This window comes from Nostoc parmelioides FACHB-3921 (assembly GCF_014696625.1).
Lineage (GTDB): Bacteria > Cyanobacteriota > Cyanobacteriia > Cyanobacteriales > Nostocaceae > Trichormus > Trichormus parmelioides.
Genome location: NZ_JACJQL010000008.1, coordinates 143,010 through 167,140, shown reverse-complemented (window position 1 = coordinate 167,140; position 24,131 = coordinate 143,010). Strand labels below are relative to the sequence as shown.

General features: G+C 43.0%; 18 protein-coding genes, 1 tRNA gene and 1 pseudogene. 10 read left to right on the top strand and 10 right to left on the bottom strand.

Features of this window, described 5'->3' with window-relative positions; translation table 11 throughout:
* On the top strand, positions 1–99 hold a 99-nt coding region (locus tag H6G14_RS08400; protein WP_190566753.1), incomplete at its 5' end, for a transposase.
* A 454-nt stretch (positions 100–553) separates the two neighbouring features.
* On the opposite strand, the gene H6G14_RS08395 is transcribed toward H6G14_RS08400, so the two are convergent.
* A tRNA-Gly gene (locus H6G14_RS08395) sits at positions 554–624 on the bottom strand.
* A 1,022-nt stretch (positions 625–1,646) separates the two neighbouring features.
* Here H6G14_RS08395 and H6G14_RS08390 point away from each other — a divergent pair.
* From H6G14_RS08390 to H6G14_RS08385, 3 genes and pseudogenes are all read left to right on the top strand, one after another.
* On the top strand, positions 1,647–5,528 hold the full coding sequence (locus H6G14_RS08390; protein WP_190566751.1) for a DUF2157 domain-containing protein: 3,882 nt from the start codon (positions 1,647–1,649) through the stop codon (positions 5,526–5,528).
* A 743-nt stretch (positions 5,529–6,271) separates the two neighbouring features.
* Positions 6,272–6,352 (top strand): annotated as a pseudogene (locus tag H6G14_RS33985) (hypothetical protein); the annotation flags it as partial.
* Positions 6,335–6,784, top strand: a complete 450-nt coding sequence (locus H6G14_RS08385; RefSeq protein WP_242053379.1) for a calcium-binding protein — start codon at positions 6,335–6,337, stop codon at positions 6,782–6,784. The pseudogene H6G14_RS33985 and the gene H6G14_RS08385, both read left to right, overlap by 18 nt.
* 163 nt (positions 6,785–6,947) lie before the next feature.
* Here the strand turns inward: H6G14_RS08385 and H6G14_RS08380 are convergent, their stop codons facing one another.
* The 8 genes from H6G14_RS08380 to H6G14_RS08345 all read right to left on the bottom strand — a co-directional run bounded on the left by H6G14_RS08380 (position 6,948) and on the right by H6G14_RS08345 (position 16,199).
* Positions 6,948–7,256: an antibiotic biosynthesis monooxygenase family protein gene (locus H6G14_RS08380; protein WP_190566749.1), complete on the bottom strand. Its 309-nt coding sequence runs from the start codon at positions 7,254–7,256 to the stop codon at positions 6,948–6,950.
* Between the two features lie 9 nt (positions 7,257–7,265).
* Positions 7,266–8,948, bottom strand: a complete 1,683-nt coding sequence (locus H6G14_RS08375) for an alpha/beta hydrolase (protein WP_190566747.1) — start codon at positions 8,946–8,948, stop codon at positions 7,266–7,268.
* A gap of 91 nt (positions 8,949–9,039) precedes the next feature.
* Positions 9,040–9,687, bottom strand: coding sequence for an NADPH-dependent F420 reductase (locus H6G14_RS08370; RefSeq protein ID WP_190566744.1), 648 nt, complete (start codon positions 9,685–9,687; stop codon positions 9,040–9,042).
* 24 nt (positions 9,688–9,711) lie between these two features.
* Entirely contained in the window at positions 9,712–10,050 is a 339-nt protein-coding gene (locus H6G14_RS08365) for a helix-turn-helix transcriptional regulator (RefSeq protein WP_338421185.1), read from the bottom strand.
* 4 nt (positions 10,051–10,054) lie between these two features.
* Complete coding sequence (locus tag H6G14_RS08360; RefSeq protein ID WP_190566740.1) at positions 10,055–11,161, bottom strand: alkene reductase; 1,107 nt, start codon at positions 11,159–11,161, stop codon at positions 10,055–10,057.
* 74 nt (positions 11,162–11,235) lie between these two features.
* The gene (locus H6G14_RS08355; protein ID WP_190566738.1) at positions 11,236–12,699 is read right to left on the bottom strand and encodes a catalase; all 1,464 of its coding nucleotides are present in this window, start codon (positions 12,697–12,699) and stop codon (positions 11,236–11,238) included.
* A gap of 356 nt (positions 12,700–13,055) precedes the next feature.
* Positions 13,056–13,688, bottom strand: coding sequence for a response regulator (locus H6G14_RS08350; protein WP_190566736.1), 633 nt, complete (start codon positions 13,686–13,688; stop codon positions 13,056–13,058).
* A 156-nt stretch (positions 13,689–13,844) separates the two neighbouring features.
* Positions 13,845–16,199, bottom strand: a complete 2,355-nt coding sequence (locus tag H6G14_RS08345) for a GAF domain-containing sensor histidine kinase (protein WP_190566734.1) — start codon at positions 16,197–16,199, stop codon at positions 13,845–13,847.
* A gap of 264 nt (positions 16,200–16,463) precedes the next feature.
* Between H6G14_RS08345 and H6G14_RS08340 the strand changes: the two genes are divergently transcribed.
* From H6G14_RS08340 to H6G14_RS08325, 4 genes are all read left to right on the top strand, one after another.
* The gene (locus H6G14_RS08340; RefSeq protein WP_190566732.1) at positions 16,464–17,444 is read left to right on the top strand and encodes a decaprenyl-phosphate phosphoribosyltransferase; all 981 of its coding nucleotides are present in this window, start codon (positions 16,464–16,466) and stop codon (positions 17,442–17,444) included.
* A 43-nt stretch (positions 17,445–17,487) separates the two neighbouring features.
* Positions 17,488–18,072: a YqeG family HAD IIIA-type phosphatase gene (locus H6G14_RS08335; protein ID WP_479684945.1), complete on the top strand. Its 585-nt coding sequence runs from the start codon at positions 17,488–17,490 to the stop codon at positions 18,070–18,072.
* A gap of 75 nt (positions 18,073–18,147) precedes the next feature.
* Positions 18,148–18,480 carry a DMT family transporter gene (locus H6G14_RS08330; RefSeq protein ID WP_190566728.1) on the top strand — a complete coding sequence of 111 codons (333 nt, stop codon included), beginning with the start codon at positions 18,148–18,150 and terminating at the stop codon, positions 18,478–18,480.
* 33 nt (positions 18,481–18,513) lie between these two features.
* Positions 18,514–18,843 (top strand): hypothetical protein, encoded by a 330-nt coding sequence (locus H6G14_RS08325; protein ID WP_190566726.1) that lies wholly within the window; start codon positions 18,514–18,516, stop codon positions 18,841–18,843.
* Between the two features lie 72 nt (positions 18,844–18,915).
* On the opposite strand, the gene H6G14_RS08320 is transcribed toward H6G14_RS08325, so the two are convergent.
* Positions 18,916–19,866, bottom strand: a complete 951-nt coding sequence (locus H6G14_RS08320; protein ID WP_190566724.1) for an NAD-dependent epimerase/dehydratase family protein — start codon at positions 19,864–19,866, stop codon at positions 18,916–18,918.
* Positions 19,867–20,348: 482 nt separating this feature from the next.
* Between H6G14_RS08320 and purD the strand changes: the two genes are divergently transcribed.
* Together purD and nblS are read left to right on the top strand one after the other, a co-directional pair.
* A complete protein-coding gene (purD, locus tag H6G14_RS08315) occupies positions 20,349–21,626 on the top strand; it encodes a phosphoribosylamine--glycine ligase (protein WP_190566722.1) in 1,278 nt (425 codons plus the stop codon).
* 207 nt (positions 21,627–21,833) lie between these two features.
* A complete protein-coding gene (gene nblS / locus H6G14_RS08310) occupies positions 21,834–23,786 on the top strand; it encodes a two-component system sensor histidine kinase NblS (protein ID WP_190566720.1) in 1,953 nt (650 codons plus the stop codon).
* Positions 23,787–24,131: the final 345 nt, after the last annotated feature.

Sequence of the window (24,131 nt, the reverse complement as noted above, 5' to 3'; positions counted from 1 at the left end):
TACTTTTGGACTGGTGCGTATTTTGTGGCTAGTTGTGGTGGTGTCACGGTTGAGCAATTAAAGAATTACGTTGAGAGCCAAGAACAACCAAAACAATGATTCGCTGCGCTCAATTTTTATGTTGGTCGCAATTCATCATCCCGTTAAGTCTTGCGACTGTAACGGGAGTCCTCTTGCTCCATTAAGATAGAGAGATTTTCTTTGGGTACTTTCCCTTTAGGTGAATGGCAGTGAGAAAACATGAAACTCTTGCTATGACTGGGTGTAGGGGTGATGAGAAGAGCAGTATTTATGAGGTATCTTGATTTAATTATTTAAATGTTTACCTTATCCCCCTACACCCTTACACCCTGAAAGGCTAATACCTTAAAGATTTGCGCTTATCTTAGTGCCATTCCCCTTTAGGTGTTTTTAACTGATTGTAGTACATATGTTCGTTACACCCAATTTACACCAAATTTTTTGTTCAGACGTAGTACATGAGTTTAGATTAAGTATCCTATAAACACAAAAAACCCTTGTAAGGGTTAACTCACAAGGGTTTTAAGATGAAAGCGGGCGGCGGGAATCGAACCCGCATTAATAGCTTGGAAGGCTATAGTTTTACCACTAAACTACGCCCGCGCTGAAGTCATAGGCCAATACATCAGAATACTAAGAGCGTTTTTTATCGCTTTGTGGGTTTTGTGTATTAGCTTGAATGAGTATAGCAGAAAATCTACTAAGAGTGCAAACCACAATCATGAATACAGAGTTGTACCGCAGATCACACCACAAATATATCTGGCGTTGCTGATTAGTGGGATGATTTTTGTCTCACGCATTCGCCCTTGGCGTTCCCGCAGGGTAGACGCAAGGAATCAATATTCTGCTTTGTACAAAAGTCCCAATTCATCCCGCATTTATGCAACGCCATATATCTCTAATCACAGCGTTACATAAATGTGGGATTTTTTATATATAGCTGTTGACTGTTGACGGTTAACAGACTTGAAAGCTTGGTTTTGTGAGAGTTGTATTTTAGCTTGATGTCCTAATCTATCTGGCTACGGCTATAAGTTACGAAAAAACCCCGGCTGTATACCGAGGTGATTAGGAGAAGTCCAAATGTCAATTAAAGATATAAATATTTAATCTTAGTTTGATTGCTGATTTAGATACGCAAGAAACCTTTTGTTGTCCCAGGTAAATTATTGTAACGGATTTGTTACGAATTGGTCAACGACAATTGACATTAAGATTTTGATAGCTTTAATAAGTTTTCGTTATGTGTTGGACGACTAAGCAGAAAATTTCATTAATTAATAGTAGTAATGAAAGGGAGTAGGGAGTAGGGAGTGGGGATTGGGGAGTAGGGAAACTAAGCCGCCCACGTTCGCGTAGCGTCTCGCAGAGAGGGGCGGGGTTTTAACCTACCTTGCAATACAAGGATTTTATCGCCCACAAGGGGCGTTAGCGTAGCGGGGCGCAAGTCCGGCTTTAAACCTTTTTCGGGGCTAATTTCTTCCCCTACTCCCTACTCCCTACTCCCGCCCCGAAGGGGCAGTAAAAAATTAATTAGTCAGCCAGACAAGTGGCACAGCGATCGCATAAATATAGACTAAGCCAATGATGATGTTACGTATATACTGATACGTCTGCGATTTATGTCATCGCCTTTTGATCACCCATTGAGAATTGAACTTAGGCTTCCGTCTTCCCACCCTGAACTACTGGAAGGGTTGGATATGTGGTTGCGTTTGGGTCTAATATCAGACACTCAGGTTAAGCAAATATGTCGAGATTACCTGGTTTGTCGGTTAGAATTACAATCCCAGCCTGTGCCAGAACCAGAAAGGGTAGCGGCAACTATTAGAACACCAGAAAAGCCGTTAGTGGCGCAGTTGCCAGAAAAACCCAGAAAACAACCAAAAGAACCAGCACAACCTAACATCGCCACCAGGATGTTGCAGTCGTTAGGAGAGGAACTAAGTGTTCGTTGGTTATTGTTTCTGGGTGTATTCTTAGTTGTAATCTCATCGGGGGTACTGGCGGCTAGCCAATGGGAGAGATTCCCGGCTTCTGGACAGTACGGGGTTTTATTGGCTTATACTTTGAGTTTTTGGGGCTTTAGCTTTTGGGCTGGTAGACAAAATAACCTGAGATTAACGGCGCAGACATTATTGATTGTCACATTGCTATTAGTGCCAGTTAACTTTTGGGCAATGGACAGTTTCCGGTTGTGGCATAATCCATTGGATTGGGTAACAGTAGCGATCGCTGCCCCAATATTAACGGTAGTAACAGTATTGCTGTGGAAAAATCGCACAGTTATCAGCAATTTTCCCAGAGGAAAATTACCGTTAGTAAATGTTCTAGGGTTGAGTTATTTGCATTGGGGGTGGAAATTACCAGGATTTCCCTTAATTGCAGTTTATGTGGCGATGATCACTACAACCATCATCACAATTTATCACAGCCGTCGCCAACCCATACCCTCAACAGATGAAGGTGAAACATCCCACAAACCAATCATCAATATATATGCTGCCGTTATTGTTTATGCCTTATTACTTCTGCTATCACGGGCGATTTTCGTTGCTGGGGTGGAGATTACCCAATTAGGTTTAGCCATTGGTATTTGTGGTTGGTTAACAACTTGGCTAGCACAGCAAGGAAGACAAAAACAAACATCCCCCATATCCCCACTTCCTTGGGAAAAACTCGGCGGTATTCTCCTCTTGATTGGTTGGCTAGTAGCAGTAATAGAACAGCCAGCCCAAGCGATCGCCGTTAGTGGCTTGATTTTGTGGGTGGGAGGAGTGCGCCTATATAGATACAGCTGGCAAGGTGATTTAGCCTTGATCTTTGTCGTCGGGTTACAGGTGATTTGGTTAGGTTGGCGATTAGTTCCCTCTGGATTCAAGCAATTAGCGATCGCCGTTGGAACCCAACTCACCCAAGCCCAAAATGAACCTTGGGCGTTAATCAGTATTGCTTTATTTCCTTACATAGTTTTCATGGTGGTGCTGACAGAAACCCTGCACTATTACCGCAAGCGTGAAGTTGCACAGTTTGGCGAATTTTTAACACTGCTACTGGGTACTTGCTTAACAACGATCGCCACAGTTAATCCTACCTTGCGATCGCTCAACTTGTTGTTGTCCACCACCACCTTAGCAGTCATCAGCAAACGTCGTTCTCCTGTACCTGTTCCTTTGGTATATCTGACTCACGTTGGTGGATTGTTAACACTTTGTTCAATTATAAATAAACTCTTACCCGCCCTAGATTTACATATTTGGGCTAGTATCTTCCTCCTGTTGATGTTGGCAGAGTGGGTGTATAGTTTGGGTACTGGAATATGGCAACGTAGTGGCTGGTATATCGGTTTAGGACTAGCTGTTGTTAGTTTTTGGTTATTGTGGAATAATGCACAGCCTATCTGGGCGGGTGGCGTTGACAGCCAAGGCCATTGGAATGTGATTTGGTTAGTTACACCCATAGCCCTGACAGCTTTAGCCAGTCGCACAACAGACCATTACCGTACCACCAACAGTCTTTTAAGCATCCTCACGGTAGGGATGGCACAGTTATTAACCTTACCCTTACCCGGAACTAGATTGATTAGTTTGGCAGTGAGTACAGGGGTAATGTATGCCAATAGCCGCTACCTACCTAGTCCACAAGTTGCAGGGGTTACCATTGGTTTTGGTTTAAGCTTCATTGGGGCTTTGTTGTGGGAAGTGTTACCGCGTTTTACATTTGCAGGATGGTGTGTTGCAGGTGCGATCGCTACCTTAAGTTTATGGTTAGGACGCACAGTATTACTACGCCGTAACCAAGAATTAGCCAGTATCTATGCAGATGCAGCAGATAAATGGGCGATCGCCTTATGTGGCTTTGAACTATTAAATCTCACCCGTCATTCCCTAGTTGTTTATCAAGGATTTGAAGCTCCTGGGATTTTATACTTAATTGCTACAGCCATCACCTTAGGGGCAATTACTTATCGTTATTGGCGACAACCTACAGACTGGGTGTTTTATGGAATTGGTTGGTGTGTGGAGTTATTAATTGCTGAGGTTTTGGGATTTACCGGACGTTCAATTATTCACGTAGCCATTGCCAATATCGCCTTGGGTTTATTCACCCAATTGTTAGGCGAGTGGTGGCGACGACGTTACCAATTAACCAAGCTACCAAATAGTTTCCACATCCTACCTGTAGTTTATGGTTTATTTAGTGTACTGCTGCGGTTTAACACCTTTACCGATTGGTCTGGGTTGTGTTCCTTGGGTGTAGCCTTAATTTTCATTGGTGTAGGGCGACGTAGCCAAGACTTCAAACCCCTACTTTATTTAGGGATTATTGGTGTATCCGTCTCAGCTTATGAGATGTTGTTTTATCAAATGTCACAAGCCTCCGGTGGTGGTTTAGGTGACGGCTTAATTGCGATGGCTGCTTTGGGTACAACTATTATGTCTGCCTACCGCATCCTCACCCCTTGGCTAAGAAATTACTTACTTCTCAGCACCCAAGAACTGAAACTCATTGCTCATCTACACTGGGCTTGGAGTAGTGCTTTACTCATGACAGCAATTACTCTACCCATCCAAGTTAATCGCCTTGTGGGATTGGGAACGGGAGTATTTTTAATTACCTACGCCATCCTACAAGGTAGAACCAAACCAGATGAACCCGTTTCCCGTGTTTTTGATCGCATCACCACCGCAGACTTATGGGTGTACCTTGGCTTTGTATTAGTAGCTGGGATGAGAGTATATTGGCGGGAAACTGCCGTGGGGCAATTGATCACGGGGGTTTTAGTGCCTTGGAATGGTGCGATCGCCTGCGTATTTGCTTATTTCTTATATATCCTACCGTGGCAAAGTTGGGGATGGTCACAAAAACCTTGGCGACAAGCCGCCTATATTGTGCCACTGGTAATTTTAGGAGAAACCAGACTCTACGTCCACCCGATTACATTAATCATAGCCGCAGGCTTTTACATCTTTTTAGCCAAAGTAGCGGAAAACATCCGTTTTACTTATATAAGCGTGACCTTGGTAGATTGGGCGCTATTTTCCTGGTTGTATCAGTTACGCCTCACCGATAACTTATGGTATGTCACAGTTATTGGTTTATCGCTGTTGTATATTGCCCAAGTTGATCCAGAACTGCTCCAGCCAGAATCTAAACTAACTCGTCACAGCCTCCGAATATTAGGTAGTGGCGTAATCTGTGGATGGGCAATCCTATTTCACCAAAATGCACCCCTTATACCTGGGAGTTTCGCCTTAATTGCCATTTTCACTGGATTAGCTTTAAGAATCAGAGCCTTTCTCTATGTTGGTACAGCAACTTTTCTCATCACCAGCGTTTACCAGTTAGTAATTTTTAGCTTACGTTACCCCTTCTTAAAATGGGTTGTCGGCTTATTTGTTGGTATTGCCCTAATTTCTATCGCCGCCAACTTTGAAACCCGCCGCGCTCAACTAAATTCCATACTTCGCAACACCACCAATCAATTTGACGAATGGGAGTAATCAATTCTTAACAATTCAAAATTCAAAATACCCTACGGGAAGCTAAAGCTACAAAATTCAAAATTAAAGACATTTTCAGTCGGGGATTTAAACCCCGACTGAAAATGATACTACGTATAGACGCAGGGGTCTTAAACCCTTTTATTTACGATAACTGGCGAACCAAAGATTAATTTTTGTACAGACGCGATTAATCGCGTCTCCTCCCAGATGGATAAAGCCACCCCTTAAACACGCGAGTTACTTGAGAGTAAAGGTAAGGGATTGGGGATTGGAGACTGGGAATTGGGGATTGGGAAGAAAGTAATAAATGTGTACTGAGTTTTATTTAAAAATCAAGTATAAGTCTTATGTATATTTTGCGTAGGAGTTGAGCAAACTTCAAGGCTGAAGCTGTTGCAGACTGCGCGTAACACGGAAACGTCAAGGCGGAAGCTATTACAAAGAAGACAAAAGCTGTTGCAGACTGCGCGTAACACGGAAACGTCAAGGCGGAAGCTATTACAAAGAAGGCAAAAGCTGTTGCAGACTGCGCGGAATACGGAAACGTCAAGGCGGAAACTATTACAAAGAAGACAAAAGCTGTTGCAGACTGCGCGGAATACGGAAACGTCAAGGCGGAAGCTATTACAAAAAAGACAAAAGCTGTTGCAGACTGCGCGGAATACGGAAACGTTAAAACGGAAACTACTACACAAAAGGCAGAAACTCTTGCAAACCGCGCGTAACAAGGTAATAATGCTAACAACATTCTGTCTGGTGAAGATGGCAATGACAATCTGACAGGTAATGCTGGCAATGATGTCTTGCTTGGTGGTAACGGCAATGATACCCTCAATGGCGATGCTGGCAATGATTTGTTAGTTGGTGGCGCTGGTAACGATCGCTTATTTGGTGGTGCTGGTGCTGATACATTTGGTTTTGGTACTGATAACCCCTTTAATAGTGTTGATTTTGGCATCGATACCATTGCAGATTTTGCGGCGGAAGTCGATACTATTATGTTAGATGGGACAAGTTTCACTGCCCTTAATAATGCGATTTTTGATAACTTTTCTGCTAGTGTAAATAACGATACCTTAGTTGCAACTAGCAATGAGTTAATTGTTTACAGTTTGGGTAGTGGTCGCTTGTTCTATAACGAAAATGGCAGCGCTGCGGGTTTGGGTTCTGGCGCTCATTTTGCGACTCTCTCCGGCGCGCCTACTCTGAGTGGTGATGATTTTCTGATTTTACCGTCTGCTTTGCTGGATTAAAAATTTAAAGCGATCGCCCTTGTTGTTTTTTTAAGGGTGATCGCTCTAAGCTCTTTAAGAGAATGTTTAAAAAGTATTTGGCTGTGATATTGGAGGATGTTTGAAAAATATCATTGCTAACACCAAAATCTTAAAAACCTAACCCCTTGAGCCTCCTCTTCACCTAATTCTTCGCTGCAAACACTTCCACCACGCTGCTGTAAACATGAGGTTCTACCTTAGCGATCGCTTCATAAAATCCCTCATTGTGAAGCTCTTGAAATCGCGGATGCTGTCTCAACGCTACAAGCTGCGCGGCTGATTCCCAGTGAGCAACGGCTGTAACTTTTTCACCATCATCACTCTTGAGCAACTGAGCATCTAAAAACCCTGGTTGAAACTGCACCACCTCGGTATAAATCTGATGAACGCGTTGAAAAGCATCTTCTTGTCGTCCAGGTTTGACAGTGAAAAAGTTGACAAAAGTAACCATAAACGTGTTTTATTTCCTTACTAATGGGGATGGGTAAACCTGATTTAAAAGTTGGGATATTGCTTCTTGGCTATTAGAGTTAGTTAAACTTAAATTCAAAGGTGCTTGACTGATAAATTGAGCATAAGAAGCGGTTAGATAAGACTTGTATTCTTGGTAATCCCGCAGATGGGTTTGGAAAAAAGCAACTCCCAAGGCATTGATATAAGTATGAGCATTTTTTCTATCAGGCCCTAGCAATCCTTGGGGTACAGGAATCACTGTTTCACTATTTTGTAGGTCTGATTGTACGGAGAAGTGAGTACCATTTTCGATGACAGCCAAATATTTATCTTTGCTGGGTAAGTTGATGAAAGGTCGAATTTGTTCGGGAACTGCGGGGGTAAAGATATCTTGGCTTCCCGCTACCATCATCACAGGCATGGGGATTGTACTGATGCCTGTGTCTCCAAACACTACACTACTTAAAGGATTCATCACCATAATCGCTTTGATGCGATCGTCTTTGATCGTGTAGTTGTCGGCTTTGAGGTCAATGGCTCGACATTGGAGAAAAGTGGAAAGATTGAGGGAGCGATTAGGATTACATTCTTGGCGAATTTTACCAAAATCAAAGTTGGCACCAGCTAATGCTAAAGCTGTGTAACCACCAAGTGAATGTCCAATTACACCAACTTGTTGCAGATTTAATTGATTTTTAAATCTAGAGTCGGTTTCGTTCAGTCGTTGCAGTTCATCTAAAAGATATTTGATATCTAAAGGACGGTCAATTAATTCTGTGGGTTGGGGAGGACTGGCAATTCCGGCTAAAAATTCTTGTAATTGCTTGGAATTAGCCACAGGATGGTCAAGGGCAGCAACGACAAAGCCGTGGGACGCTAAATGTTGAGCGATATATGTAAAACTATGACGATTGTCAGCCAAACCGTGGGAAATGACGATGACTGGATAAGGTGCTGATGTCGTCGCTGATTTTGGTTGGGGTAAGTAAACATCAACATCATATTTTCGTTCTAGAACAGTTTTTGACTGTCCATCACGAGAGCGATCGTGTAAGTTTAAGGTGATTTTTGTGCTATTAAATTCCCCAGATTTACGAATATCTACTTTTTGGTTAAAGTCTATGGGCGGTAAATTGGTAGCTTCTTGAGTGGCTATTTGTTGGATTTTGGCAATAACTATATCTCTTTTTTGCAGTAGTTCTGATAATTGCCCCATTGTTTGTACAGTCTCAGAAAAGTTGAGGCGGATACTGGGGCTGGAATACTTTCTCAATATATTAATTAAAGAAAATCCTTCAGGACTAGCAGCAGATAAGATGAGGGCAGAACGCAAAGCATGAAAACCATTTTGTCTATTTTGAGTTTGGATTAATTCCCCAAAACGTTGCAGCATTTTTTCACCGATGGGGGAATAGGTGAATTGTGATACAAGCGTCGGTGAAACTGGGAATTTAGTTCTGAGAAAATCTCGGATCTGTCCTAATTGTTCTGGTTTGGCGCGATTGGCATAAAAAGCAAAATCCTTGGTAATTTTGCCTTCATTCACAAAGACTTCTAAATCTGCTGTGGCAATATCAAAGTCGCCAAAAGGGGGGTAATTAAATTCAATGCGGTCTGCTGCTAAAACAGGAGTAGTAATGGCAAGACTGGAGATTATGCCTAAGAAATAGCCGACAGGTTTTTTCCACATGAGGCTGGGGATTGGGGATTGGGTGAAAAGTCTTTTTGTGTCTAATTTGTATCATTTATTGATGTCCTAACACTACTGGCGACGGCTATATTTACCGTCGCAAAGCCTTCAGCCCCAGATTCGGAAACAACTTACTACTCACAGCGAACTGTACCCAAGCCGTTGCTAAAGTTTCTAAAGAACGGGCTACGAGCAAATCTCCTGCATCCACCGCCTCATAACCGCATTCCGTAATCAAATCAGCCACAATAGTCTTAGCTGCGATATCATCACCACAATAGAAAATACTGGGGCGATCGCTTCCAAATTGTCTAGAGTCAGCAGCAATCACCTCTGCAAAGGTAATATTAAAGGCTTCCACAACTTTGGCTTTTGGTGCAAACTGCTGAATTATCTCGGCAACAGATGTTTTTAATTCAGTGGCGATACCAATTGTTTTGCCTGTAAAGTCTGGTTGTAAGCCACTCACACAAGTAACGATAATTTTGCCATCAAGGGAACTTACAGAGTGGAGGGCTTCTTCTAAAAAAGGCACCCAGACAGCCAACATCACAACATCACTTTGAGCAACGGCTTCTTCAGGTGTTCCCACCTTGGCGTTTTCACCTGCCGAAATAGCTAATTGATGTAGTTTCTCTTCATCTCTGGAGTAGGAGAAAATAACTTGATGTCCGGCTTGCGCCCAAATTTTCCCCAAGCCGCCACCCATATTTCCTGAGCCAATTACGCCAATTTTCATGATTTACTACCCTATTTGGATGATTTAGGCAATCTTGGTCATGCCGCTATTTTCAGCAAAGTATTTAGGTGTAACGCCCGTATACTTCTTGAAGTGTTTTGTCAAATGGCTTTGATCTGCACAGCCGACCATGAGAGCGATGTCAGCGATCGCATATTGTCCTTGTTGGAGTAATTGCTTTGCTTTTTCCATCCGTTGCTGAAGTACATATTGATAGGGCGCAACACCCATCAACTGCTTAAACAATCGGCAAAAATAATATGGGCTGAGTCCGTAAATTTCTGCCAGTTCAGCCAACTGGATTGGTTGGTCTAAATGGCTGTGGATGTAACTTAGTACCTGCTGGAGTCTGTGAGTAGACACAAAATCAAACGATAGTTGTTGAGTGCAGGAATGGGTAGTCGGTATAACCTTTCTCATCACCACCATAGAAGGTGCTACGGTCGGCTTGATTGAGTGCCGTATTTAACCGCAGACGTTCTGGTAAATCTGGATTCGCCAGGAACAACACACCAAAGGAAACTAAGTCAGCATCACCCTTGGCGATCGCTGCATCTCCTTTTTCTCGGTTGTATCCACCGTTAGCAATCAGGGTTCCTGAATAAAAAGGACGAAAATCAGCAACAGGAATTGCTTTACCACCATGTCTGATATCTGCGGCTGAAGCTTCCATCAGGTGAAGATATCCCAAATCAAAAGAGTTAAGTGCAGTGATCGCATAGCTAAATAGAGCTTTGGGATCAGTATCATGGATATCGTTGAATGTGTTGCTTGGTGAAAGCTTAATACCTACCCGATTTGCTCCCCACACACTACAAACAGCCTCCGTCACTTCCAACAGAAATCGCGCCCGATTTTCTATGGAACCACCATAATCATCAGTGCGTTGATTAGCCCCATCTTGGAGGAACTGATCGATGAGATATCCGAAGGCTCCGTGGATTTCCACACCGTCAAATCCGGCTTCCAGGGCATTTTTAGCCCCCTGACGAAATTGCTCAACCACACCGGGAATTTCTTCTGTTTCCAAAGCGCGAGGGGTAACAAACGGTTGAGAACCAGTGTAAGTTGAGACATTACCAGCAGGAGCGATCGCCGAAGGCGCTACGGGTAATCCTCCATCTAGTTGTAAGGAAGGGTGAGAAATCCGTCCTGTATGCCATAGTTGCAAAAAGATCCGTCCACCTGCACTATGTACTGCATCTGTCACCAATCGCCACCCTGCAATTTGTTCTGAGGTATGAATTCCTGGTGTTCCTGGATAACCAAAACCCTGGGGTGATACTTGCGAACCTTCCGTGACAATTAGTCCAGCCGTGGCACGTTGAGCGTAGTATGTGGCATTGAGTTGTGTAGGAACATTTCCCTCACTAGAGCGATTACGAGTCATGGGTGCCATGACAATTCGATTTGCTAACGTGTAGGGGCCAAGTTGAACTGGAGAAAATAAATCTGCGTTAGTTAGTTCACTCATAGAAAAAATTTGAAGTTAACAGTCAACACTCAACAGCCCTTATTAGTTATGCTTTTTTAGCGCGCATTAGCTTATCATTCCCCTGTTACAGAAATACCTAGTGCTTTAGCCACACCTTCACCATAAGCTGGATCAGCTTTAGTAAAGTGAGCCAATTGCCTTTCGATAATGGATTGGGGTACACCTTGCATTGCCATAGCAATATTGCGGCACAATCGCTGCTGTCCGTCTTTTGGCAGTAAGCGGAACAAATCGCCGGCTTGGCTGTAATCTTCGTTACCATCACGATGGTCATAGCGATCGCCATCACCAGAAATCTTCCATGCTGGTTCTTTGTGGATGGGATCGGCAACGGGGCCGCCAAAGCTGTTTGGTTCATAGTTCACAGCACCTTTGCCGTTATCATCGTGGCGCATTAAACCATCCCGATGATAGGTATGTGCTTTGGTGGCGTGGGGGCAATTCACTGGCAGACTTTCATAATTCACACCCAACCGATAACGGTGAGCATCAGTATAAGACAAAATCCGCGCTTGCAGCATTTTATCGGGACTGAAGGAAATTCCTGGCACTACATTCGAGGGAGCAAAGGCAGACTGTTCTAACTCAGCAAAGTAGTTTTCAGGATTGCGATTCAGTTCCAAAATCCCCACCTCAATCAAAGGATAATCCCTGTGCGGCCAGACTTTAGTCAGGTCAAAGGGATTGTAGGGAGTTTTATCTGCATCTGCTTCTGGCATAATCTGCACCAAGAAACGCCACTGGGGATAATCACCACGAGCGATCGCATAAAATAAATCACGCTGGGCGCTTTCTCTGTCTTCCCCCACAACTTGGCTAGCTTCTTCGTTGGTGAAATTCTCAATGCCCTGTAGAGTTTTGAAATGGAATTTCACCCAAAAACGCTCATTAGCGGCGTTAATAAAGCTGTAGGTATGGCTACCATAACCATTCATGTGGCGATGTCCGATGGGCAAACCGCGATCGCTAAATAAAATCGTCACCTGATGTAAACTTTCTGGAGACAACGACCAAAAGTCCCACATAGAAGTGGGGTTACGCAGATTGGTTTTGGGGTCACGCTTTTGGGTGTGAATAAAATCGCTAAATTTTAAAGGGTCACGCACAAAAAAAACCGGGGTATTATTACCCACCATGTCCCAATTGCCTTCTTCTGTGTAAAACTTCACAGCAAAACCCCGCACATCTCGCTCCGCATCCGCAGCCCCACGCTCACCCGCCACGGTAGAAAAGCGTGCTATAACTTCAGTTTGCTTACCAACTTGGGAAAAAAGTTTTGCTTTTGTATACTTGGTAATATCTTGAGTGACAGTAAAGGTACCATAAGCCCCTGAACCTTTAGCATGAACCACCCGTTCAGGAATCCGCTCCCGATTGAAGTGAGCCATTTTCTCAATCAGGTAAAAATCCTGCATCAGTAAAGGGCCGCGCGCTCCCGCAGTTAAGGAGTTTTGGTTATCGCTGACGGGGATTCCGGCATCGGTAGTCAGAATTTGTTGTTCATGTTCGTTACTCATGATCTAATCTCCAATGCTGGCTGGATTGACACAGTAAAATGAAAAATTAAGGAACACAGCTTAAGGGTTTATAAGGGTTTAGGGGAAAACTAATGACTATTGACTAATGACTATTGACTAATTCGAGAATGGACTAACTCTACAATAACCAGCCAAATTTTGTCCCTATACCCCAGTTCAAGTTCTCAGTATGAATCAAGTTTGGTTGATGCCCAACGCCCCGACGAGTTGATTACCCTAACTTCCGGCTAGGTATTGTCGCTGTTGACGGTTGATGGTTGACAGACTTGAAAGCCTTGTGTTGTCAGCGCTTGATCTTAGCTTGATGTCCTAATCTATCTGGCTACGGCTATGTCTTATTGAAGAGTGACGATTCCCCGTTTCAAGGCGGTAATCACGGCTTGGATGCGATCGCTTACTCCCAATTTGCTGAGAATATTATTAACGTGATACTTTACAGTACCCTCGGATATCTGCAAAGCTGTACCAATTTCTTGATTGCTCTTACCGGTAGCCATCAAGCGAATTACTTCTAATTCACGTCCGCTTAGTTGCAGGATACCTATACGCTCTGCTAATTTAGCACCAACGGAAGGGGGAATATATTTCTGTCCTGCATTCACCACGCGAATGGCGGCGAGTAGTTCATCAGGTTCAGCATCTTTGAGCAGATAGCCTCTAGCTCCAGCTTTTAGCCCTCTGTAAATGTCTTCGTCACCGTCGTAAGTAGTCAAGACAATAATACGAGAGTTTTCAAACTCGTTACAGATAGTGCTGATGGCTGCTACTCCATCCATTTCCGGCATCCGTAGATCCATCAGTGTCACATCAGGTTGATGTTCTCGAAATGCCAAAACTGCCTCAAATCCATTACAAACCTGTCCAACAACTGCCATATCCGATTCTCTGTTAATCATCGCTGCTAAACCTTGGCGAACAACCGGATGATCATCAACAATCAAGATATGAATGGGGTTTTGTGAAGTCAAGTCGCTTTGCTCCAATTCAAAATTCAAAATTCAAAATTAAAGACCAATAGTGAGAGCTTGTTGGCCTAGCCTTAGAGTAGGGTATTTCGCTTTTCACCCAGTCCCCAATCCCCAGTCCCCACTGATTGGAGTTATCCAATTTAAACGCCCATTAGCTTAATTCGTAATGAGTATCGTAATTTCCGTTCCCTGTCCGGGGATACTTTGGATTGTTAATTGTCCTCCTATGCGATCGCTCCGTTCTTTAATTCCCATTAAGCCAAAACCTTTAACTACAGACAAGCTATCCGTATTTAATCCCTGCCCATTATCTTTAATTCGCAGAATCATCTGTATTGTTTCATACACCAATTCAATTTTAATTTCACTAGCTCTGGCGTGTTTAATGGCGTTTGTCAAAGCCTCTTGCCCAATACGTAGTAAGTTATTTTCTATATCTACTGATAGGGAATATACTTGACCAACAATACGACAGACAATCTGCGTATCAATGGAAGTAGACATTTGCGAGACAAGACGGTTAAAAGCTTTAGACAAATTACCAGTTTCTAAGATTTGGGGACGGAGAGCGTTGAGCGATCGCCTAGCCTCCGCTAGTCCTTCCCGCGCCAAATCCCGCGCCTGGGTAATGTGTGTCTGCACCTCTATCAAGTCATCAGTAACTATGCGAGAAGCCGCCCCCAATTGGACAATCACGCCTGTAAAGGCTTGAGCTAAAGTATCGTGAATTTCTCGCGCCATCCGGTTACGTTCTTCTAAAATGGCTGCGTGACGGCTGTTTTCAGCTAACTTGGTTAAGTGAATTGCTAGGGTGGCTTGCTGTGCCAATGTCATAATTAATTCTATGTTTTGGGGTAAGCTAGCCCTGTATTCTCGAAAGCATAAACCAATAAACCCCAGGGGACGGGAACCCAAAATCAAAGGTACACGCACGATAGAACGATGTCCTTGAGTCCGATGCCAATTTATTTGTGGATAAACTTGTTCATCGCAGTCATCCAAGTTAAAAACTACTGCCTCACCTCTTAAAAGAGATGTTTCCCAGAAAGTACAAGTATTTCCGGAAATCGGCACTTGAAACATAGCCATTTCTGGATTTTTCTTGATAGGAACTACTTCACCTTCACGTACATATCCTTTCATAACACGAGTATTATGAGATGAATCCTCGTAGAGAAACAGGGCAGCTGCATAGGAACCGATTTGAGCAGAGGCTTCTAAAAGAATATGTTCTAAAAATTTTTCTGAGTCTAGTTGGTCTGCTAATCTATTCACACAAATTCGCAAAGATTCGTTAGCTCTGGCCAGTTCTGTTAGCTGTCTTTGGGATGCTTTTTCTTGTTCACTGGCAACTGCGGCTTGTTTGGCTTCCACTAACTGTTTACGGTGCAGTGCAGCGCCAATGCCCTCAGCCGCAGTGGTAAGCACATCTATTTCTTGCTGACTCCATTGCCGATATTGAATGCAATCATCGAAGGTGACAGCACCGATGTAACGCCCTTCTATGAATAAGGGAACGCCCCCAGTTGATTTGATGCCTATCGATTCAAATTGCCATCGGATCACATCTGGCAAATCATCAATGATCCGCCAAATAGACCGCCCAGCATACAATTCTTTCACGATCACCTCGGCATGATCATTATCAATTACTGCCATTGTGGGATGATTGATTTGAGGCACAATACCTGGGGCTACCCATTCATAGGTGATGCGGTGATGTAATTTTTTGGTAGCTTGATCAGCAAATTCGAGAATTAGTTGAACGCGACTCATATTTGCTACTTCCCCGATCGCTTGCAGGGCAGTAGGAACTGCTACATCAATATCTTCCGTTTCTAACAAATTTTTAGTAACCTGGGCAACAGCAGAAAGTAAGCGATCGCGATGTTGCAGAGCTTCATTAATCCTGATCAATTCGGCAGCACGTTCTTTTTCTGCTTGTAGCAATGTTTCCTGAATCCGTTGACGTTGAATGGCACTGCCAATACAAGCTGCTGCTGTCTTCAATACTGCTAATTCATCAGTGCTGCGGCGCTTGGCTTCCCGACAGTCATCAAAACCCACAGATCCCCAACATTTACCATCGATAAAAATAGGCACAATGTGCAGGGCTTTGACTCCAATTGCTGCTTGTCCACTACGAAAAGGTTCTGGCATTTCCTCTAGTAAGTAGCTCAGGGCTTGCCCTTGGTTGATGCGATCGTACCAATCAGTAATTCCCTTGTATGTTCCTTGGGCTACTTGAGGATGATAAATTTGCGATACTGTGTGTCGGGAATGCCATTCATACAGAATCTTCCAGCCAGGAAATAACTCTGATGGTCGCTGAAAATTCTCAATTACACAAACTCGATCTGTATCTAAAGTTTCCCCTATAATTTGCAGTGCCATATTCACTGCTTGATCCAAATTATCTACAGTTAATAGCGCATTTGCCGCCGATGCCGTCGCTTCTAATAAATGGGTTTGTTGGATTGCGCCTTTTGGCTGACTCGTAGAAATGAGCATAAAGTAATGTCAATTCCAGGGGCAAGTATCTATTTAGTGATGTGATGCAAACTTCAAAATCAATCCCAAAAATAAGTATATTGTTATACGTATTTACTTAGTTAGATATATTGGTTTTATTTAATCTTCAGTAAAATCCATTAAAGATTGAGTAAATTAAATGATTTTTTAAGTAAAAATTGTTCAAAAATAGTAATATTCGGGTGGTAAAAAAACTTACGTACTTAATTTAGCTAAATATTTTAGTAAAAACATCATAAATTTATGGACACCGGACGCAATTCTTTACCCGCAGACTCATTACGGGTGAGTATTTTTCACAATCTGGCATCTCATTTAGCTGCCATGCGTCCAAAACAATGGACAAAAAATTTAGTGGTATTTGCTGCCCCATTGTTCGCCTTCAGTATCAATCTACAGTCCTTCCTGGGCGGATTGTTTGCATTTATACTATTTTGTTCTGCCTCCAGTAGCTTTTATCTCATTAACGATATTGCCGATGTTGCCTCTGATCGCCAGCATCCCGTCAAGTGTAAGCGGCCAATTGCGGCTGGGTTGGTGAGTATTCCAGTAGCGATCGGGATGGCATTGATTTTACTAGGAGGCGCTTTGAGTATCAGCTGGTGGCGATCGCCGCAGTTAGGTGCAGCAATTACAGGGTATGCAGTTTTACAAGTTGCTTATAACCTCAAACTCAAACGCCTAGTGATTTTAGATGTAATTGCGATCGCCACTGGATTTGTCCTGCGGGCTTTTGGTGGTGCGGCTGCAACAGATATTGTTTTATCAGCTTGGTTTTTACTTTGTACAGCAATGCTGGCGTTATTTTTGGGCATTGAAAAACGTAAAGCCGAATTGCGTTTGGCAGAAATTCAAGGTACAAAACTCCGTGCTGTACTCAGACGCTACTCCTTACCCCTCTTAGGACGGATGGAAAGCGTAGTGACCACAGGTACAGTCCTCGCTTATGCACTTTGGAGTTCAGGCCCAGCTTTACATGGCGCATCAACTCCTTGGATGCTAATAACCTTACCATTCGTACTGTATGGTATTTTCCGCTATCAACTTCTCAGCGACCCCCAAGAAATTGCCCATGAAGGCGAGGATCATCTAGAAAAAGGTGGACGCAGTGAAAGACCCGAAGAAGTTTTGTTAAAAGACAAAGGAATTCTCTTCACAGTAATTGCTTGGATCTGCACTTGTTTTGTCATTCTATTGTTGAAAAATCAGGGAATTATTCAATAGTTGACCATGCGATGGGTATTATTTGAATTCGGAGCAAAGTAACGTGACACATATCAAAACTTGGTTGAGTAAACTGCATTACTCAACCTCTATAGAGCAGCCTAATAAATTACCAAAACAAATCCTTACTTTAGCTGAAATTAAAATTGACTGGCTTAAAAATGCCGGGATTCGAGGTGTTATCCTTGACCTAGATAACACTATTATTTCAGAAGACGATCGCTACCTTTCTCCTTGGGCAGAAGATTGGATAGCCGAAGCTAAGTTAGCAGGCTTAAAACTTTTTATCCTCTCAAATGGTAAACGTCGCTACCGCGTTAAATATTGGTCACATCGCCTCGATATTAACGCCATCAGTCCAGCTAAAAAACCTTTTCCCTCAGCATTTCGCAAGGCCATGACTCAGATGCGCTTGTCATCGAAAAATGTCTTAGTCATTGGCGATAGTTTACATACAGATATTATGGGAGCAAAGCTTTCTGGATGCCTTTGCATTCAAGTTGCTAGTTTACCCCATCCACCGCGCTGGTGGGAAAAGCTAGCAGGTAAATGGGTACAAATACCTTATCCCAATGGTAAAGAATTATGGGATTTTGAAGGAGCTTTTGGATATAAAATATTTTCGTAAATAGCTGATTAAACATTAAAATAATGTACTCTATTTAAATCAAGCAAATTATATAATAGATTTCCAAAATTAGTAATGAATAATCCAATTATCTTTGCTTTATTAATTCTAACTACAGTAAGTTTAAATACAGTCGCACAAACCCTATTGAAACTAGGCTCAGGACAAAACCCTTTAAATTTGTATCTAATAGGTGGGATTTGTTGCTACGGCTTAAGCACAATTTTTTATGTGTTGGTTTTAGGGAAACTAAACTTATCCATAGCCTACCCATTAGTGATCGGATTAACTATTGTTCTGACTACAATAGCTGGGGCTGTAGTTTTGCGAGAAAAAGTTTTAGTTTCTCAATGGATAGGCATAGGTTTGCTGTTGAGTGGAATCAGTGCGTTCGCCTTAGCTAAATAGTCTTGTATTTGTGTATCTAAAATTAGAATTTTTATGAAAAAGCATCTCAAATTCCGTATAGTCCTTGGTTTAACAATACTAGGACAGTTAGCTCTACACTCAGTATATGGCGATGAGACATTTCTGTTTTCACTGCATTTTGCACCCTTATTAGTGGTTTTAGCAGCATTAAGTACACTCACTCGCGCTCGTCCTTTGGCTTTGGTGTTAGCAGGAATGTTGGTACTCATTGTTAGTGTGAATAACGGTCTGCAATTTAGCAAGGTAGTAGGGTTTTTTGCAGACCAAGGGCTAACACGTCAGGAAATCCTCCAAGAAATGGGCTTACAGAAAATAGTCGGAAGTTTGAAAGCCCAGCAATAGAAATCGAAAACGGGGATGTGTCAATGGGAACAAGCCTCTGAAAGGCAAATATCTTTCAGAGTTATGTCATAGTCAAGTGTACAAAGCCTTCACCCACTCCCATTCTAAGTTCAAACCCTCCCTCAAAGAAACCTTTGGCTCATATCCTAAAATTTTCCGTGCCTTCGACACATCAGCAGCCGTGTGACGTGCATCACCCATTGCCTTTTCTATGTGATTTCTCTTAATTGGCTGACCAACGATTTGTTCCATCGTGTCTAAGACCTCAGCCAAAACCACCCTACTACCACCACCAATATTAAAAATTTCTCCTACAGCCGCCGTTACACTAGCAGCAGCTAAATTTGCCGCTACAGCATCACTCACAAACGTAAAGTCACGAGTTTGCTGTCCATCTCCGTAAACAGGAATTGCTTCATCCTGCAAAACAGATTTAAAAAACTTATGAAAAGCCATATCAGGGCGCTGTCTGGGGCCATATACAGTGAAATAACGTAGAGCCACAAACGGCACACCGAAATTTTTGTGATATAGTCCACACAAACGCTCGGCAGCTAACTTAGTAATGCCATAAGGAGAAACCGGTTGAGGAGGAATTCCTTCATGAGTAGGTAAGGTTTCCGCATCCCCATACACACTAGAAGTAGATGCAAACACTAACCTAGTTAATTGTTGAGCATCCTTAGCTGCTTCCAACAAAACTTGTGTTGCATTAATATTGCGCTCAGTATAAGCACGGAAACCCTTACCCCAACTTGCCCTCACTCCCGCCTGCGCCGCCTGATGATAGACCACAGTCACGTCTTGGAGGAGGGATGTCCAATCTAGAAACTGAATATCTCCCTCAATGAAGGTGAAGTTAGATAAAGATTGTAAATAGGCAATATTTTTACGTTTTAGCAAGGGGTCATAGTAATCATTCACTTCATCAATCCCGATTACCTCTTGACCTTGTTTTAGTAAAGTTTCTACTAGGTGGGAACCAATAAATCCTGCTGCTCCAGTAACTATAATTTTTGCCATGTTACCTACTTTGTTCTTATTTTCTTAGTTTCTCTAGGCATCCGATTTGATTATTGAACAAATTTAAGTATTTGTAGGTTGGGTAATGTTTACCCCACCTATGTTTCAAAAATCAAGTACGAATCTCATATATTCACAGGTTAATAGTGAAAATGATGATACGTCATTATTTCCTAGTTATTTTTAAAACAATTATTCTTACTTTGGCAAATTGATGATGGGATTGGGGACTGGGGACTGGGGACTGGCTCATAAGTGTAGATTTTTTACTAAGTAGTGAGTAATGACTCTCAGCTAACGAGAAAATCATCATTTCACTAACCCCTACACCCCCATACCCTTAAACCCCTAGACCCCTACACCCTTACTAAAAATCAGCACTCCCCATCATTAGGACTTGCATCAGGGTCAGAATTGGTGAAAAATTGATCCGCGAGAGTCATCAGGTATTCTCGCTTTGCCAGAGACGTAAGAGGAAATCAGTGAAAGTTTTAGTTGTTGGTAACGGGGGACGTGAACACGCTCTAGCGTGGAAACTGTTGCAATCACCGCAAATTGAGCAAGTCGCCTGTGTGCCAGGAAATGGGGGTACGGCAACTTTGGCACGTTGCCAAAATGTAGCTTTAGCCGTGGACGATTTTGAGGGAATTAGTCAATACGCCTTGAGTCAGGGTTTTTCTTTGGTGGTGGTAGGGCCAGAAGTACCATTGGCAAAAGGAATTACTGACTATCTACAAGAAAAAGGGTTGATGGTATTTGGGCCCAGCCGAGCAGGGGCGCAAATTGAAGCGAGTAAGGCTTGGGCAAAAGCGCTGATGCAGGAAGCGGGGATTCCTACTGCTAAGGCTGCGGTATTTACAGAGGCGGCAGCAGCCAAGTCATATATTCAGGCACAGGGAGCGCCTATCGTCGTTAAGGCCGATGGTTTAGCTGCTGGTAAGGGTGTCACCGTGGCAACAACAATTGAGCAGGCGCAGAGCGCCATCGATGCTATATTTCAAGGGCAGTTTGGTAGTGCGGGTGAGTTTGTTGTCATTGAAGAATGCTTGACTGGGCAAGAAGTTTCTGTGTTGGCTTTGACGGATGGGTTGACAATTCGTCCTTTGTTACCAGCCCAAGACCATAAGCGGATTGGGGAAGGAGATACAGGGGAAAATACAGGCGGGATGGGAGCTTATGCACCAGCGCCAATTGCCACACCAGAGTTAATGGCACGGGTGCAAACTGAAGTTTTAGAAAGAGCGATCGCCACCTTACAATCCAAAGGCATTGATTATCGTGGTGTACTCTACGCCGGGTTAATGATTACACCCAATGGCGATTTTAAGGTTTTAGAATTTAACTGCCGCTTTGGCGACCCAGAAACACAAGTCATCCTCCCTTTATTAGCTACCCCCCTAGAAGAATTGATCCTAGCTTGTGTACAGCAGCGTTTAGGGGAACTACCACCCATTGCTTGGCAGGGGGGAGCATCCGCCACCGTCGTAGCAGCTTCCGGTGGTTATCCTGGGGATTATGAAAAAGGCCAAGTCATTACCGGCATTCCCCAAGCAGAAGCCACAGGCGCAACGGTATTTCATGCAGGCACAAAGTTGAACGCGCAACAACAGATAGTTACAGATGGGGGCAGAGTCCTAAATGTTACAGGAATTGGAGAAAATTTCCAACAAGCCCTCGCACGAGCGTACACTGGAATTAGAGCCATAGACTTTTCGGGCATATATTACCGGAGAGATATTGGTTATAGAGTCAATAATTGATAGTCCAAAGTCCATTGTTAACTGTTGACTGATGACTGATGACTGTTGACTGTTGACTGTTGACTGTTGACTGTTGACTGTTGACTGTTGACTGTTGACTAATAACAACTGACAACTGACAACTGACTAATGACTAATGTCCAAAATAACTGTTAATTTTTAAGTTGTTGGGGTTCATAACCAAAGCTACTAACAACTTTATTAGAGATGCTGGCGCTGTTAAAAACAATTCGAGAAGCGATCGCCAATTGGTGGTCAGAGTTCACACTCCAGACTAAACTGTTAGCCGCAGCCACTTTGGTGGTTTCCTTGGTGATGAGCGGTCTCACCTTTTGGGCGGTAAACACAATTCAGCAAGATGCCCAAGTGAATGACACCCGTTTTGGGCGGGATTTGGGTCTACTTCTGGCTGCTAACGTTGCACCCCTGGTTGCTGACCATAATCTGACTGAAGTTGCCCAATTTTCCCAACGCTTCTACAGCAGCACTTCTAGTGTGCGCTATATGCTCTACGCTGATGAAACGGGGAAAATCTTTTTTGGTATTCCCTTTTGGGAACCAGAGGTAGAAAATTCCCTTTCCATTGAGCGACGAATACAATTACCAGAAGAGTACCCTGGTGATGGCGAGAAGCCAATGGTACGGCAACACATGAGTCCAGATGGAACTGTGACTGATGTGTTCATTCCCTTAATTGTCGATAAACAATACTTGGGTGTTTTGGCTATTGGTATCAACCCCAACCAAACAGCCGTCATTTCTACCAATTTTACTCGTGATGTCACCATTGCAGTTTTTATTACGATTTGGGTCATGGTGATTTTGGCAGGGGTGGTTAATGCTTTGACTATCACCAAGCCGATTAAAGAATTATTGGTGGGGGTAAAACAAATTGCGGCTGGTAATTTTAAGCAGCGTATAGATTTGCCATTGGGAGGCGAACTAGGAGAGTTAATTCTTAATTTTAATGAAATGGCAGAGCGCCTAGAGCGTTATGAAGAGCAAAATATTGAAGAACTAACAGCCGAGAAAGCCAAGCTAGAAACCTTAGTTTCCACCATTGCCGATGGTGCTGTGTTGATTGACAACAATATGCAGGTGATTTTAGTTAACCCCACAGCCAGACACATTTTTGGCTGGGAAGGTGCTGATGATGTGGTGGGTAGTAATGTGTTGCATCACTTACCCCCGACTGTACAAATGGAAATCACTAGACCACTATACGAAATGGCAGCCGGTGAATGTGATAGTGCTGAATTTCGCCTAACTCTCAACCAACCCAGCAACCGCACAATTCGCATTCTTTTGACTACAGTCCTCAATCTCCAACGGGAAAGTATCAAAGGTATTGCCATCACAGTGCAGGATATTACCCGTGAGGTGGAATTAAATGAAGCCAAAAGCCAATTTATCAGCAACGTTTCCCACGAACTGCGAACGCCTTTATTTAATATCAAATCTTTTATTGAAACCCTCCATGACTACGGCGAAGACTTGAGCATAGAAGAACGCCAAGAGTTTCTGCAAACAGTTAATCATGAAACCGATCGCCTGACTCGCCTGGTGAATGATGTTTTAGATTTATCTAAGTTGGAATCTGGTCGTAGTTACAGTTTCGATGGTGTAGATTTAGCCCAGGCCATTGAACAAACACTACGTACTTATCAACTCAACGCTAAAGATAAAGGTATCGAACTCATCCAAGATGTTGCTTCTGGCCTGCCACTAGTCTTAGGGAATTACGATTTACTATTACAAGTTTTAGCTAATTTGGTCGGAAATGCCCTCAAATTCACTCCCTCTGGTGGCAAAATCGCCATCCGTACTTACGTATTAACCACTAAATCCAACTCCCCCAATCAGCCTACCCAAGTACGAGTAGAAGTTTCTGACACTGGCATCGGTATTGCCCCAGAAGACCAACAAGCGATTTTTGACCGTTTCTTCCGGGTAGAAAACAGAGTTCACACTTTAGAAGGCACGGGTTTAGGTTTGTCGATTGTGAGAAATATCGTGGAACGACATCGCAGTAAAGTAAATCTAGTTAGTGAAGTAGGGGTGGGTACTACTTTTTGGTTTGACTTAATTTTGTTTGAAGACGAAGCACCAAAAAAGATGCTGGAATCTGGTGAGGAGAAGGCCGCATTACCAGCTAATTAGGAGGAAAGGGGCAGAAGTGAATTAATTCCTATTAACAAAATTAGGACTTACTTACGCAAACGGGTTATCTGTTGAGACCGGGTGTAAGGGTTTAAGGGTGTAGGGGTGTACGGAACAAACGAATTGCGGATTGGTTTAACAGTCAACAGTCAATAGTATGGCTGTTGACTGTTGACTGTTGACAGGTTTGAAAGCCTTTGATTGTCAGGGTTTTATCTTATACCAATTTGAAAAAAGAATGTGACAGATGTACAACCCCAAATGCTTGTCCTCTCTTGATTCTTAATTTTGAATTTTGAATTTTGAATTTTGAATTGGTATTAGCTTGATGTCCTAATCTATCTG

Excerpts from the sequence above, each read along its gene's own strand:
- H6G14_RS08390 (WP_190566751.1), top strand. The coding sequence starts at position 1,647 with ATGTCATCGCCTTTTGATCACCCATTGAGAATTGAACTTAGGCTTCCG.
- H6G14_RS08380 (WP_190566749.1), bottom strand. The coding sequence starts at position 7,256 with ATGGTTACTTTTGTCAACTTTTTCACTGTCAAACCTGGACGACAAGAA.
- H6G14_RS08375 (WP_190566747.1), bottom strand. The coding sequence starts at position 8,948 with ATGTGGAAAAAACCTGTCGGCTATTTCTTAGGCATAATCTCCAGTCTT.
- H6G14_RS08370 (WP_190566744.1), bottom strand. The coding sequence starts at position 9,687 with ATGAAAATTGGCGTAATTGGCTCAGGAAATATGGGTGGCGGCTTGGGG.
- H6G14_RS08360 (WP_190566740.1), bottom strand. The coding sequence starts at position 11,161 with ATGAGTGAACTAACTAACGCAGATTTATTTTCTCCAGTTCAACTTGGC.
- H6G14_RS08355 (WP_190566738.1), bottom strand. The coding sequence starts at position 12,699 with ATGAGTAACGAACATGAACAACAAATTCTGACTACCGATGCCGGAATC.
- H6G14_RS08345 (WP_190566734.1), bottom strand. The coding sequence starts at position 16,199 with ATGCTCATTTCTACGAGTCAGCCAAAAGGCGCAATCCAACAAACCCAT.
- H6G14_RS08340 (WP_190566732.1), top strand. The coding sequence starts at position 16,464 with ATGGACACCGGACGCAATTCTTTACCCGCAGACTCATTACGGGTGAGT.
- H6G14_RS08330 (WP_190566728.1), top strand. The coding sequence starts at position 18,148 with ATGAATAATCCAATTATCTTTGCTTTATTAATTCTAACTACAGTAAGT.
- H6G14_RS08325 (WP_190566726.1), top strand. The coding sequence starts at position 18,514 with ATGAAAAAGCATCTCAAATTCCGTATAGTCCTTGGTTTAACAATACTA.
- H6G14_RS08320 (WP_190566724.1), bottom strand. The coding sequence starts at position 19,866 with ATGGCAAAAATTATAGTTACTGGAGCAGCAGGATTTATTGGTTCCCAC.
- nblS (WP_190566720.1), top strand. The coding sequence starts at position 21,834 with ATGCTGGCGCTGTTAAAAACAATTCGAGAAGCGATCGCCAATTGGTGG.